This is a genomic window from Paenibacillus sp. 01T443 (assembly GCF_056398325.1).
In genome coordinates this window covers 646,994-660,717 of the sequence record NZ_JBFTPE010000005.1, presented here as the reverse complement: position 1 = coordinate 660,717, position 13,724 = coordinate 646,994, and the positions used below count along the sequence as shown (strand labels likewise).

Genomic DNA, 13,724 nt, shown 5'->3' with positions numbered 1-13,724 from the left:
CGGCGCTCTTTCCGTTTATATTCATGATTAAAATACATGTACGCCTTCGAGCGCTACCTTGATTTTTCCGTTCGTCTCCAGCACTTTCACCTTTACTTTGCGGCCCGGCTGATACTGGGGGATATTGACCATAAACACGACGGCCTTAATTATGGTGCGGTAGGGCTCCGCATGCTCTCTCGGAATCGTTAAGCCTATGAAAACCTCAGGATGACCGTTAATCTCGGTATTGGTTTGCCGAATAGAGCTTACGGTCGCATCAAAAGATACACCGTTCTTTAAAATATGTTTGATTTCCCGATTATCCTGGAACGATTGCCGAATGACGATGAAGGCGAGCAGGAAAAGAGGCAAGGATATAAGAATGACGACCACTAATGAGATGCTCTCGCCTGTACTCACAAATCACCAACTTTCATGGATCTCAATGAACATATTTGCTTGCTGCTTTTACATTTTATTAGTTCTATAAAAAGCATAGCATAATACATTCATTAAGAAAATATTTCCAAGGTCTTATTAGTGAATAGGTACTTTAGCAGCTGTTATATCCTAATTAAAGGAAAGGCGTTCTCTTTACGAAGCTTTGAGCCAGATGGTCGGCATGTAAATCTTTGTCGTTTTTTTTGTATTTTTCAAGCACGTCGATAATGTAATCGTTATTCGGATCGTTGGAGCGGAAAATAAATTGCTCATGGTTCTCGATATGTACATCATGCCCGCACTGCTTCAGGCAAGCTTCATAGTCCTGAAGGGTAGGCTGGGTATTCTCTTCTAGATAGATCAGGCCGGTCAGCAGCCTCGTTTCCGTGCCATGAATAATTTTGAAATGGACCGTATGTTCCTTTTTCATTGCAATTCCTCCCGTACTTCCAAGTGAATGATTGTTATTATTATAATATGACCCAAAAGCGATGTGAAAGCATGCCTATTGTGAAACCTTCTTGAAAAAATCCGCAAAAATTGAACAAAAGCTGCACCGTCCGATGACGGTGCAGCTTTTGTGATTTTCTGTATGTTGAAAATGCTTAAACCACCGTCACCTTGATCAGGTTGGTTGCGCCGGCTTGGCCGATTGGAACGCCAGCCGACAGAACGATAATGTCGCCTGTGTCGATAAGCCCAGTCAGCTTCGCATTGCGCGTAGCGGATTCGAACATTTCGTCGGTAGTGGTAACTGCATCGCCCTTCACCGGAATAACGCCGGAGAGCAAACAAATTTTCGGCAGGACATGATCATGCTGGGTAATCGCAATAATCGGCGCTTTTGGACGGTATTTGGATACCATGCGCGCCGTAAAGCCGCTTTCTGTTGACGTAAGAATCGCCCTAGCACTCAGCTCAAGCGAGGAGCTCACAACGCCTTGGCTGATCACCTCGGTAATGTTTGTGCTTTGCTGCGCTCTTCTCTTATCGAATTGCTCTTTGTAATCGATCATGGATTCCGCTTTTTTCGCGATAGAAGCCATGGTCTGTACGGATGCGATCGGATATTTACCAGCTGCAGTCTCGCCTGAGAGCATGACCACGTCCGCTCCTTGGATAACGGCATTTGCTACGTCGCTTACCTCTGCTCTCGTAGGGCGCGGGTTAACCTGCATCGACTCCAGCATATGGGTAGCAACGATAACCGGCTTGCCTACAAGGTTACATTTGTTGATCATTTCGCGCTGCATCATCGGTACATCCTCAATCGGCACCTCTACGCCAAGATCGCCGCGCGCGACCATGATACCGTCGGACGCTTCGATAATCGCATCGAGATTGAGCATGCCCTCTTCATTTTCGATCTTGGAAATGATTTGTACATGGCTCGCGTTTGCTTCTTCCAGGATGTTGCGGATTTCCAAAATATCCTCTGCTTTGCGCACGAAAGAAGCGGCAATGATCTCGACATTATGCTCAATGCCGAAATGGATATGCACGACATCGCGTTCCGTTACGCCTGGTAGCGTCGTTTTGATGCCTGGCAGGTTAACGCCTTTGCGCGGCTTCAGCGTACCGCCGCTGATGATTTTACAGCGGATATCGGCTCCTTCTACGGAAAGCACCGTAAGATCGACGAGCCCATCGTCAATAAGAATACGGTCGCCTGGTTTTACGACCAAAGGAAGCTCGTTATAGTTAACAGGCAGACGGGTCGCATCGCCCAGCACATCTTCAGTGGTCAGAATAAGCTCCTCGCCGATAACAAGCTCGCAGGAAGCTTCTTTCAGCTTGCCGATCCGCACTTCAGGACCTTTAATATCCATCATAATAGGCACGAAAGTGTTTAGCTCGCGCGCAGCCTGCCGTATATTATTCATTCGCATGACGTGATCTTCTAATTCGCCGTGAGCCATATTCAGTCTACCAACGGTCATTCCTGCCTGGATCATTTCTTTTATCGTCGAAACGGAGTCGCAAGCGGGACCCATTGTACAAATAATTTTTGTTTTTAGCATGTTGTAGGCCTCCTCGTTTTTTCCATTGTAACGTGGAAGCTCGAAACGTAATAAGAACTATAGTACAATAGATGTACAATAGTACAGCGTTAAGGGGCGTTCATTATGCTGGCAATTTTGGATGTGCATCAGGACAATGGGGCGGGTTGGTACGAGGAGGGAGAGGGGCGAAAGCTAACCTTTCACCTCTTGCTGGTTACCTACGGGAAATGTGTATATTGGGTGAACGAGGAGAAGGTCATTTTGGAAAAAGGCGATATGCTCCTCATACCGGGACATATCCCGTATTATGGAAAAAGCATTCCCACGGTCGTGCATACAAAGTACGTAATCAACTTTAGAAAAACCGCAGCAGAGTGCGCGCTTCCGCTCCTTCGGCTGCAAGAGCCGCTACGGCGGAGGCTCGGTTGCTTCGAGGTTATACAGGAGCGGCTTCGGGCGATTTTGACGCAGTACAAGGAGCGGCCAGCCTATTACGAATTAATGGCCGAGGCGCTGCTGACGGAAGCGTTAATCTTCATCAATCAAGAGACGGACCGAGGGACCATAACCTCCGAGAAGCATCGGCGGGTGGACAGCATGAAGCAGTATATTTCGACGCATTACCGTGAGAGGGTGACGAAGGAGGAACTGGGCGATGTCATCAACACGACGCCTAATTACGCGGCAACGCTGTTCAAAGCCGTCACCAATCAAACCATCAGCGAATATGTTCATAATCAACGGATGAAAACGGCGGTCTATATGCTGACGGAATCGCAGCTGATGATCAGTGAGATCGCCGACTACCTGGGCTACAATGACGTCTCCTATTTCTATCGCATTTTCAAACGCAGCACGGGAAGCTCGCCTTCGGATTTTTTGCATGAGCGTTCTTCAACGGTTTAAAGCGGGGATTTATTGTAGTTGACTATTTGGCGAGTTCGATTTACAATTTACCCAGAAATAGGCTTAGACCAAAGACATGATTATCAATACGGGCTGTCCAGAGAGAGAGGCGATTGCTGAGAGCCTCCCCAGTAACCGATTGTATAATTACCCCTTTGCAGCCGTGCTGTTGAACCCGCAGTTTGATTATGCGGTTGTAAATAGCACCGTTTCATCCCCGTTACCGGATGCTCAATAAGGATCTTGCATGAGCTAAATGTCTGGCGGTCAGCCAGCAGTATAGAGCAGCAGATCGAATGAGGGTGGAACCACGAGCTGAACGCACTCGTCCCTTGGTGGGAGAGATGTGTTTTTTTTGCGTTCAATCCATTCGATCGGAGGCTGCATAATGAGTATTGCATTAACATTACCAGATGGAACAGTGAAGGAGTATCCGCAGGGCACGACCATGGAGCAAATCGCGAAATCGCTCAGCATCGGCCTCAGCAAAAAGGCTGTCGCCGGCAAATGGAATGGTAAGCTCGTCGGTTTGCACGAGGCGATTCAAGCAAATGGCGAGGTGGAGGTCGTAACGCTTGACGGAGCAGACGGGCTGGAGATTTACAGGCATAGTACAGCCCATGTCATGGCACAAGCCATAAAGCGGATTTACGGGAATAAGGCAGTTAAGCTGGGAATCGGCCCGGTAATCGAAGACGGCTTCTATTATGACATCGATATCGAAAAGCCGTTATCCCTTGACGATCTTGCCAGCATTGAAGCGGAAATGAACCGAATCATACAAGAAGATCTGCCGATCCAGCGCCGTGAAGTGAGCTGTGAGGAAGCGGCTACGTTTTTTGTACAGCAGGAAGAGCCGCTCAAGCTGGAGCTGATCCGCGATTTGCCGGAGGATGCGGACATTACGCTCTACGAGCAAGGCGAATTTGTTGATCTTTGCCGAGGTCCGCATTTGCCGTCCACTGGACGCATCAAGGCGTTTAAGCTGCAAAATGTAGCTGGGGCTTATTGGCGCGGGAATTCCGACAATAAAATGCTGCAGCGGATATACGGTACGTCATTTCCGAAGAAAACGCAGCTGGAGGAGCATCTTCATCTGCTTGAGGAAGCGAAGAAACGCGATCACCGCAAGCTCGGCAAAGAGCTTGGGCTCTTCATGTTCTCCGAGGAAGCGCCGGGCATGCCGTTCTATTTGCCTAACGGCATGACTGTCCGCACGGAACTGGAGAATCTGATCCGCGAGCTTCAGCGGCAGCGGGATTACGAGGAAGTACGCACGCCCTTCATGATGAACAGGCGGTTATGGGAGCAATCGGGACACTGGGACCACTACAAAGACAACATGTATTTCACGGATGTTGACGATACGCCTTATGCGCTTAAACCAATGAACTGTCCGGGGCATATGCTGATTTTCAAAAACAGTCTGCATTCCTACAGGGAGCTGCCGATCCGTATGGCAGAATTCGGCCAGGTGCACCGGCATGAGTATTCGGGGGCGCTGAATGGGATGATGCGTGTCCGTACATTCTGCCAGGACGATGCTCATATCTTCGTCAGACCTGATCAAATTGAAGAGGAAATCAGCCGGGCAATCGCGCTGATTGACCATATTTACAAGGTTTTTGGCTTCGAGTTCAAAATCGAGCTGTCGACAAGGCCGGAGGATTCCATGGGCTCGGAGGAGCTTTGGCATGAAGCTGAGCAATCGCTGCGCAGCGTGCTGGACAGCCGCAATATTCAATATCGCGTGAATGAGGGCGACGGCGCTTTTTATGGTCCGAAAATTGACTTCCACATTCTCGATGCTCTTAAGCGAAGCTGGCAATGCGGGACGATTCAGCTGGACTTTCAAATGCCGGAGAAGTTTGATTTGTCCTACATCGGTGAGGACAATCAGAAGCATCGTCCCGTCGTCATCCACCGTGCAGTATACGGATCGATAGACCGCTTTATTGGGATTTTGACAGAGCATTTCTCGGGTGCGTTTCCGCTCTGGCTGGCACCTGTTCAGGTTAAGCTGCTGCCTGTGTCGGAGAAGTATGTTGACTATGCTCTACAAGTTAAGCAAGAGCTGGCTGAAGCGGGCATACGCACGCAGGTTGATATACGCAATGAAAAGCTGGGCTATAAAATCCGTGAAGCCGGGCTAGAGAAAGTCCCTTACATGCTGGTACTCGGCGAGAACGAGAAAAATGTGGGTACGGCCGCCATCCGGAAGAGGGGCGGGGGAGACCTCGGTTCGGAAGCTGTTCGTGAAGTCGTAAAGCGGCTAAAGGAAGAGATTTTGGCAAAGTCATAAGCGAATAATAAGAAAAGGGCTATGTTCATTTTGATAATGACATAGCCGTTCTTTTTGATTGGTCATTCATGGGAATGCTGTCATTACAATAACAAATAAATACGTTGACAGAATGCCGAAATTTAATCTATAGTAATTTCATCGGAATTATATGCTATTGAGCTGATTAGACGACTAAAAGCTCTTATTTTACGGAACGGCGGCGCAGGAGGCCGTTTTCTGTAGAATAAGGGCTTTTCTTTGTTCTTAGCCGTTCATGAGCTGGAAAAAAACCATGAAGCAGGGGGAAAGTAAAATGAAGCAAAAATTCGTGTTGATTGTGCTGACACTGGTATTATCAGCCGTGCTTGCGGCATGCAGCAGCAAGCCAGCCTCCACTGAAGCAGAAGGAGATGGAGAGAAGGCGAAGCTGAAGGTAGGAATATCGGCGGGCGTAGAGGAGGAGATCTGGAAGCAAGTGCAGGAGGTCGCGGCGAAGGATGACCTTGAAATCGAGCTGGTCGTATTCAACGACTATGTACAGCCCAATAAGGTGCTGGCTGAAGGTGAGTTAGACGCCAATGCGTTCCAGCATGAGCCCTATCTCGATCAATTCAAGAAGGATAACAATCTTGATATCGCAAAGATCGCCAATACGCTTAATTTTCCAATTGGCTTCTATTCCGAGAAAATTAAAGAGGTTTCTGAAATTAAGGAAGGCGACGTTATCGGTTTGCCTAACGATCCGACAAATGGCGCCAGAGCATTAATTCTGTTCGAAAATGCAGGCCTCATCAAGCTGAAGGAAGGCGTGGGCATCAAAGCGACCGTACGCGATATCGCGGAAAATAAGCTCAATTTGAAATTCGAGGAGCTCGACGCGGCGTTTATTCCGAAAGCGCTTGGCGATTTGACCGCAGCGGTCATTAACACGAATTATGCGGTGGAAGCCGGCTTCGTACCGACAAAGGACGCCATTTTTATCGAGCCTAAGGATTCTCCTTGGGTTAACATTATCGCGGTAAGAACAGAAGACAAGGATAAACCGGTATTCAAACGGCTGATTAAAGCGTATCATTCCGATCAAGTCAAGAAATTCGTGGAAGAAAAATACGGCACTTATATTGTTGCATCTTGGTAGGTAGCTGGATAAAAGCTTAGGTCTCTTCTTAGATGAAGGGACCTTTTTAACATTTTAGCAGAGGCGGTGGTTTTATTGTGATCTGGATCGAAAATGTGAGCAAAACGTATCAACAGGGCAAGCAGGAAGTCCATGCGGTAAAAGACGCTAATCTTCATATCCGCAAAGGTGAAATATTCGGTATTATCGGCTACAGCGGCGCAGGAAAGAGCTCGCTGCTGCGGTGCATCAACTATTTGGAGCGGCCTTCAGCAGGTACGGTAAGGGTGAACGGAACGGAGCTTGCAACGCTGAACGAGCAGCAGCTTCGAATGATGCGGCGTAAAATCGGCATGATTTTTCAAAACTTCAATTTGTTGATGTCGAGTACCGTTTATCAAAATATTGCATCGCCACTCGTGCTGGCAGGCCTTCCAAAAAAACAAATCGAAGCGAGGGTAAATGAGTTAATGTCGCTCGTCGGTCTTGAGGAGAAGAGAGGGGCGTTTCCCGCTCAGTTGTCGGGAGGCCAGAAGCAGCGCGTGGCTATTGCAAGAGCGCTTGCCAATGAACCGGAAATTTTATTATGCGATGAGGCAACATCGGCGCTTGATCCGCAAACGACCGATTCGATATTGAACCTGCTGCTCGACATTCAACGTGCCTATGGGATTACGATCGTGCTCATTACCCATGAGATGAATGTTGTAAAAAAAATCTGTGATCGGGTCGCCGTCATGGAGGATGGCGTCATAGTGGAGCAAGGCACCATTCTGGAGCTATTTATAAATCCGCGCACGGATACGACGAAAAATTTTACAAAAAGCGTGTTTGATATCGATTTGCCACTGGAGCTGCTTGAAAGAGGGGGGCACCAAGCTGGCGAAGGGCAGCTGCTTCGCATTTCATTCGTTGGAGAAACGGTAAGCGAGCCGATTCTAGCGGACTTAACGCTGCGCTACCAGCTGCGGCCAAGTATTCTGTACGGGAATATTACAAAAATAAAAGACACCGTGTTTGGCTTCCTCATTATCAGCCTGACTGGCAACTCGGGGGTCATCCAGCAAGGAATTGCGTATATGATTCAAAACGGCATGCAGGTGGAGGTGCTTGATCATGCTGGATAGCTTCTTTGACAGCCTAATTGAAAATCGTGTGCTTTATACGGAGGCTCTGGGAGAAACGGCAGCCATGGTAGGCTGGTCATTGCTCTTCTCGACCTTAATCGGGTTATTTCTTGGCATCTGCTTAGTTGTGCTGCGCCCAAACCATATCTACGCCAGCCTTTCGCTGTATCATTTGCTCAACACGGTCATAAACATCCTTCGTTCCGTCCCTTTTATTATTATTTTAATTGCTATTATTCCGATTACAAAATGGATTGTGCATACGACAATCGGGGTAAAAGGAGCTATCGTGCCGCTTGTATTCTATACGGCGCCTTATATTGCGAGACTTATTGAATCGGCCTTGCTCGAAGTCAATCCCGGTGTCATTGAGGCTTTTCAAGCGATGGGCGCATCAAGGCGGCAAATTATTTGGAAGGTCATTCTGAAGGAGGCGAGACCAGGCATCGTGCTCAGTCTGACCATTGCCACAATCGGCTTGATTGGAGCGACTGCGATGGCAGGTGTAATGGGGGCCGGCGGTCTCGGGGATGTGGCCATCCGTTACGGATATCAGCGCTGGGAGCCCGATGTCATGTACGTATGTGTCATTATTCTTATTTTACTCGTGCAGCTGATGCAATCCATCGGGAATTGGGTTTCAAAAAAGCTAAGAAAGCATTGAACAGACGCATATTGGCATCAAAAGAAACTGCTCCGACAGAAGTTACCCTTCTGTCGGGACAGTCTTTTTGAGTTTGGCCGGGTCAGCTTCCTTGGAGCCTGCTTGCTGTTTGCGCAGCAGGAAGGCGAGCGGCAGTGCAGATAAAATGCACACACAGGAGATGAAGAAGGCATCATTAATGCTCATTGTATAAGCCTTTGGAAAAACCTCCTCCCCCTCACCGATGCGGGCTTGATGAGCGGCAAGCCTTGCATAGAACAAGGAGGTAAACAAGCCTAAAGCCATCGAACTGAAAATTTGTCTAAGCCAATTAATGAGAGCAGAGGCATGGCCGCTCAGCTCTTTGGGGATTGCCATCATTCCCGCATTGGTAACGGGAGTTAGGGCCAGGCCGGTTCCGGTATTGCGGATCGCAATGATGATCATAATCGTCAGCAGGCTTGTGCTGAGCTGCAAACGGCTGAACAGATAGGTTGTGGCAATGAGAATAATGCAGCCCGCAATAGCGAGCGCAGCGGGACCGAGTTTATTGTAATAGCGCCCCGAGAAGAAGGTTGCGCAGGTCAGGCATGCCGCCCCCGGCAAAAACAAAAGAGCGATATGGAACGAACTAAGGGCATGAATTTCTGCTAAGTAAAGAGGGATGAAATAAATACCCGAATACAGCGCTACGGAGAGAATGAGCGATATGACCAGGCTTACCGCAAACGTTCGATTGCGGAACAGACGCAGCTGCAGCAGGGGCGCATCCGAGCGCAGCTGATGGATGACGAACAGAACTGCGCAGGCAAGGCCTGTGACCAGGCATACCCAAAAAGCGGCGGAATGCCAGCCCCATGCGTAAATGTTTCCAAACAGCAGCAATAGCGAAAGGCTGCCTACAGCTGCCAGCGCAAGTCCTGTGCGGTCCAGCTTGGTTTCCTTATTGACCGGGCTGGATGGAAGGATTCGAATACCGATAATGAAAGCCAGTATCCCAATCGGTACGGTTACAAGAAAAATCCAATGCCAATCATAGCCCTGCAGCCAGCCGCTTACGGAAGGAGCCAGCGCCGTTCCGAGTATGGTTGAAAACGACCAGATACTCACTGCCATTGGCTGCTTTTCAACTGGGACGGTCCGATAAATAAAGGCTAGGGATACAGGCTGGATGAGTCCGCAGAACAAGCCCTGCAGGATGCGAAATGCAATGAGCGCATAAATATTCCAAGACAGCGCGCAAAGCAAGGAAGTGACTGTAATCCCGAGCAGGCACGATAAAAAAACCTTTTTTCCGCCGAAGCGATTTTCCGCATAGCCTGCGGCAGGAGCGATAACGCCGCATGCAAGTGAAAACCCGGTAACGATCCATTGCACCCTACCAAGATCGGTATGAAAAATGCCCATAAAACCCGGCAAGGATACGTTAAGCGAAACAACATGGTACATGCCAACAAAAGAACCGAAAAAGAGGGTCGCTAGAGCAGGCCAGAATGACGTTTTAGATAAAAGGGGCTTGCTTAATTTTTCTGTCCATCCGGCTAACAAGCGTAAACCTCCTTTATCCATGACGGGAAACCTGATTTAAAGGGCTTAAAAACATAAAACCAGCATATCACATGGGAATTATCAGTTATTATTGAATAATTGTATTAAACGATAGAACTATTTTTAATAGTAGAGATACATGCCCATCCTATGGGAATAATCACGGAACAACGAAACACATGCAGAAGCAGCTTCATATGATGAAGGGTATGGATCCATAAACCGACTGGCATGAGAAGAGATGGAATGTCGTAGGAGGGACTGCGGATGGCTTTGTATAAAAATATTCATGAGCTGATTGGCAATACGCCCCTGGTTGAGCTTACGGGTTATACCCTTCCACAAGGCGTTAAGCTTTACGCCAAGCTAGAGTACAAAAATCCGGGCGGGAGCGTCAAGGACCGACTCGGTATTGAGCTGTTGAATCACGCATTCGCAACCGGGCAGCTGGCGCCTGGAGGCACCATAATAGAAGCAACGGCCGGCAATACAGGCATCGGACTCGCCCTTGCGGCAATCGGGCGCGGCGTATCTACGGTATTTGTCGTTCCAAGTAAGTTTAGTACCGAGAAGCAGCAGCTCATGCGGGCACTTGGCGCGCAAATCGTAAATACGCCTACCGAGCTGGGTATAACAGGCGCTGTCCAGAAGGCGGAAGAGCTGTTGAAGGAAATACCGGGCTCATATTCCCCTAGGCAATTCTCTAATGAAGCTAACCCGGTAACCTATTATAAAACGCTGGGGCCAGAGCTCTGGCATGAATTGAATGGCGCCATTGACGTATTTGTGGCCGGCGCGGGCTCTGGAGGTACCTTTATGGGAACGGCGCGATACTTGAAGGAGCAAAATCCGGCTGTAAAGACGGTCATTGTTGAGCCGGAGGGCTCCATACTAGGCGGCGGAACACCGGGACCGCATCGCACGGAAGGGATCGGTGTGGAGAAGCTGGCGCCATTCATGGACTGCTCGTATTTTGATGCCATCCATACCATATCGGATGAGCATGCTTTTGCAAGGGCGAAGGAGCTGGCGCAGCTTGAAGGCATGCTTGTCGGAAGCTCTTCGGGCGCAGCGCTGCATGCGGCTTTGCTGGAGGCGGAGGTTGCCGCGCCAGGCAGCCGGATCGTTACCATTTTTCCGGATGGCAGCGAGCGGTATTTAAGCAAACAGATCTATAATGGGGGTGAGTAAGCTGAAGCGAAAAACAAAGCTTATTCATGGAGGCATTCCATTTGATCCCCATACAGGCGCTGTAAGCGTTCCGATTTATCAGGTCAGCACCTATAAGCAGGAGGATATCGGCGTTCACAAGGGCTATGAATACTCGCGCACCGGCAACCCAACGCGTCATGCGCTGGAGCAATATATTGCTGATTTGGAGGAGGGTGCGAGAGGTTTTGCTTTCAGCTCGGGTATGGCTGCCATCCATGCTGTATTCTCCTTGCTGAGCACTGGCGACCATATTATTTTGACCGATGACGTTTATGGAGGAACGTATCGCATCGTCACGAAGGTGCTGAGCCGGCTCGGTATTGAAGCAACCTTTGCAGATACGACAAGCCTGGAGGAAATGGAAAAGGCTCTCCAGCCCAATACAAAAGCGCTGTTTGTAGAAACACCGACAAATCCGCTGCTTAAGGTTACAGATATTGCGGCGGTAGCGGTATGGGCCAAAACCAAGCAGCTGCTCTTTATCGTAGATAATACGTTTAGCACGCCCTATTGGCAGACGCCGCTGGCGCTCGGAGCGGATATTGTGCTCCATTCGGCTACGAAGTATATTGGCGGACATAGCGACGTGGTTGCGGGGCTTGCAGTCGTGAATAACGATAAGCTGGGCGAAGAGCTGCATTTTGTGCAAAATGCAATCGGCGGCGTGCTTGCTCCCCAGGATTCATGGCTGCTCATCCGCGGATTAAAGACGCTGGGCCTGCGAATGGAAGCCCATGAAGAAAATGCACGGGCAATCGTCACTTATTTATCAGGGCAGACAGCGATTCAAAATATTCACTATCCCGGATTGCCGAGCCATCCTCAGCATGAGCTGGCCAAACGGCAGGCACGCGGATTCGGGGGCATTATTTCGTTTGACGTTGGGAGCGGGGAGAAAGCGGCTGAGGTCATCAAAAAGCTGAAATACTTCACGCTTGCCGAAAGCCTGGGCGCTGTGGAAAGCCTCATTTCCGTGCCCGCTCGAATGACGCATGCGTCGATACCGAGCGAAAGGCGAGCATTACTCGGCATTACCGATGGGTTAATCCGTATCTCGGTAGGCATCGAGGATAGCGAGGACCTGATTGAGGATTTGGAGCAGAGCTTGATTTAGCGCCACTCACCCAAATAGCCCTCACCGAGCTAAGATTGGACTAAGGATCATTTTCTCCGCAACATATATCGTCCTCGTCACGTTAGTAAAGTATACTAAATGACTTGCGAGAAAAGGACGGTAGAAAAATGACCTTAAAACAATTGCTGAACAGAAAAATAATCGTAGCTTCACTCTCGACAGCCGTACTTCTAAGTACTATAGCTCCAGGAGGAATTTCATACAGCGCTGCAGGTAATCCGTCTGCCCCTCTTCAATTTCAGATCGGCAGCAACAAATCGATAGATTATCGCGGCGAGCATACGTTAGATGCGGCTCCTTATATTCTAAACGGCATAACTATGGTTCCAGTAAGAGCATTGGCGGAGGGATTGCAAGCTGCTATTCATTTGGATGCGGCAACGAAAAAAATTACTTTAAGCCGCGACGGATTAACCGTAAGCTTGACGATCAACAGCGATACGGTGGTTGGCACTTATATAAAAAATGTGAAGCTGCCTGCAAAGGTAGCTGTCGTGAAAGGCACAACCTTTGTTCCCGCAAAAATGGTAGCGCAGCTGCTTGGGGCGGAAACGGCCTGGGAAGCGAAGAAAAAAACAATTACGATACAGGCGAGCGAGATGGGGCAGTCTTTTCACTACACCTTTAACCAAGGCGAAGAAGGCTGGAAGGGTGCCTTTGCCGATTTGCCTGTAGACTATGATCCGTCTATCTATGATTTGAAATTTGCCAGGGAATTGCTGCCCACGGCTAATAATAAAACAAACTACGGTCTAAAGCTTAACGGAATGAATCGCAGCGACGACTTGTTTATGTTTGTGACGAAGAAAATCGAAGGACTTGAACCACATACCATGTATCAAGCATCATTATCCTTCCAGCTTTATACGGACCAAGCAGGCGGCATGGTGGGAGTTGGCGGAGCGCCTGGGGAAGCGGTAAGCATTAAAGCGGGCTTCGTGAGCAAAGAGCCTAGAACCTTACAGTCGGATACCGAGGGGCAGACGTACTACCGCATGAATATTGATAAAGGCAACCAGCAAACAGAAGGCGATGATATGAAAATCGTCGGAAATATGGTACAGCCCAATAGTTCACTTAAAGGTTTTCAGCCGGTAGCAATGCAATACAGCACAACGCTCCAATCCAATGAGCAAGGCGAGATTTATGTCATTGTCGGAAGCGACTCCGGTTACGAGGGATTGACGACCTTTTATCTCGATGATATGAAGATTAAGCTTTTGCCTAAAGCGTAATAGAAATAATCATAGAAAAGCGTTTGCTTAAGGGTTCCTTACCGTTAAGCATCGCTTTTTTTGTTGTTCCCGATACGAAATTGCATGAATT

The 13,724-nt window shown here is 48.8% G+C and carries 12 protein-coding genes; 8 read left to right on the top strand and 4 right to left on the bottom strand.

Going from position 1 to position 13,724, the window contains the following annotated elements; all coding sequences use genetic code 11:
* Nucleotides 1-27 precede the first annotated feature (27 nt).
* From AC1DLI_RS10555 to pyk, 3 genes are all read right to left on the bottom strand, one after another.
* Entirely contained in the window at nucleotides 28-402 is a 375-nt protein-coding gene (locus AC1DLI_RS10555) for a hypothetical protein (protein ID WP_477602207.1), read from the bottom strand.
* 154 nt (nucleotides 403-556) lie between these two features.
* Nucleotides 557-853 carry a hypothetical protein gene (locus tag AC1DLI_RS10550; protein ID WP_477602205.1) on the bottom strand — a complete coding sequence of 99 codons (297 nt, stop codon included), beginning with the start codon at nucleotides 851-853 and terminating at the stop codon, nucleotides 557-559.
* 175 nt (nucleotides 854-1,028) lie between these two features.
* Nucleotides 1,029-2,444 (bottom strand): pyruvate kinase, encoded by a 1,416-nt coding sequence (gene pyk / locus AC1DLI_RS10545; RefSeq protein ID WP_477602203.1) that lies wholly within the window; start codon nucleotides 2,442-2,444, stop codon nucleotides 1,029-1,031.
* Nucleotides 2,445-2,549: 105 nt separating this feature from the next.
* On the opposite strand from pyk, the gene AC1DLI_RS10540 reads away from it, so the two are divergent.
* The 5 genes from AC1DLI_RS10540 (at nucleotide 2,550) to AC1DLI_RS10520 (ending at nucleotide 8,524) form a co-directional block, all read left to right on the top strand.
* A complete protein-coding gene (locus tag AC1DLI_RS10540; RefSeq protein ID WP_477602201.1) occupies nucleotides 2,550-3,332 on the top strand; it encodes an AraC family transcriptional regulator in 783 nt (260 codons plus the stop codon).
* 388 nt (nucleotides 3,333-3,720) lie between these two features.
* Nucleotides 3,721-5,634 carry a threonine--tRNA ligase gene (gene thrS / locus AC1DLI_RS10535; RefSeq protein ID WP_477602199.1) on the top strand — a complete coding sequence of 638 codons (1,914 nt, stop codon included), beginning with the start codon at nucleotides 3,721-3,723 and terminating at the stop codon, nucleotides 5,632-5,634.
* 295 nt (nucleotides 5,635-5,929) lie between these two features.
* The gene (locus AC1DLI_RS10530) at nucleotides 5,930-6,754 is read left to right on the top strand and encodes a MetQ/NlpA family ABC transporter substrate-binding protein (RefSeq protein WP_477602197.1); all 825 of its coding nucleotides are present in this window, start codon (nucleotides 5,930-5,932) and stop codon (nucleotides 6,752-6,754) included.
* Between the two features lie 77 nt (nucleotides 6,755-6,831).
* Entirely contained in the window at nucleotides 6,832-7,860 is a 1,029-nt protein-coding gene (locus AC1DLI_RS10525; protein WP_477602196.1) for a methionine ABC transporter ATP-binding protein, read from the top strand.
* A complete protein-coding gene (locus AC1DLI_RS10520; protein WP_477602194.1) occupies nucleotides 7,850-8,524 on the top strand; it encodes a methionine ABC transporter permease in 675 nt (224 codons plus the stop codon). The genes AC1DLI_RS10525 and AC1DLI_RS10520 overlap by 11 nt, the downstream gene beginning before the upstream one ends.
* A 42-nt stretch (nucleotides 8,525-8,566) precedes the next feature.
* Here the strand turns inward: AC1DLI_RS10520 and AC1DLI_RS10515 are convergent, their stop codons facing one another.
* Nucleotides 8,567-10,051, bottom strand: coding sequence for an MDR family MFS transporter (locus AC1DLI_RS10515; protein ID WP_477602192.1), 1,485 nt, complete (start codon nucleotides 10,049-10,051; stop codon nucleotides 8,567-8,569).
* Between the two features lie 267 nt (nucleotides 10,052-10,318).
* On the opposite strand from AC1DLI_RS10515, the gene AC1DLI_RS10510 reads away from it, so the two are divergent.
* From AC1DLI_RS10510 to AC1DLI_RS10500, 3 genes are all read left to right on the top strand, one after another.
* Complete coding sequence (locus tag AC1DLI_RS10510; RefSeq protein ID WP_477602190.1) at nucleotides 10,319-11,242, top strand: PLP-dependent cysteine synthase family protein; 924 nt, start codon at nucleotides 10,319-10,321, stop codon at nucleotides 11,240-11,242.
* Between the two features lies 1 nt (nucleotide 11,243).
* Complete coding sequence (locus tag AC1DLI_RS10505; RefSeq protein ID WP_477602383.1) at nucleotides 11,244-12,377, top strand: bifunctional cystathionine gamma-lyase/homocysteine desulfhydrase; 1,134 nt, start codon at nucleotides 11,244-11,246, stop codon at nucleotides 12,375-12,377.
* A 128-nt stretch (nucleotides 12,378-12,505) separates the two neighbouring features.
* Nucleotides 12,506-13,633: a copper amine oxidase N-terminal domain-containing protein gene (locus AC1DLI_RS10500; RefSeq protein ID WP_477602188.1), complete on the top strand. Its 1,128-nt coding sequence runs from the start codon at nucleotides 12,506-12,508 to the stop codon at nucleotides 13,631-13,633.
* Nucleotides 13,634-13,724: the final 91 nt, after the last annotated feature.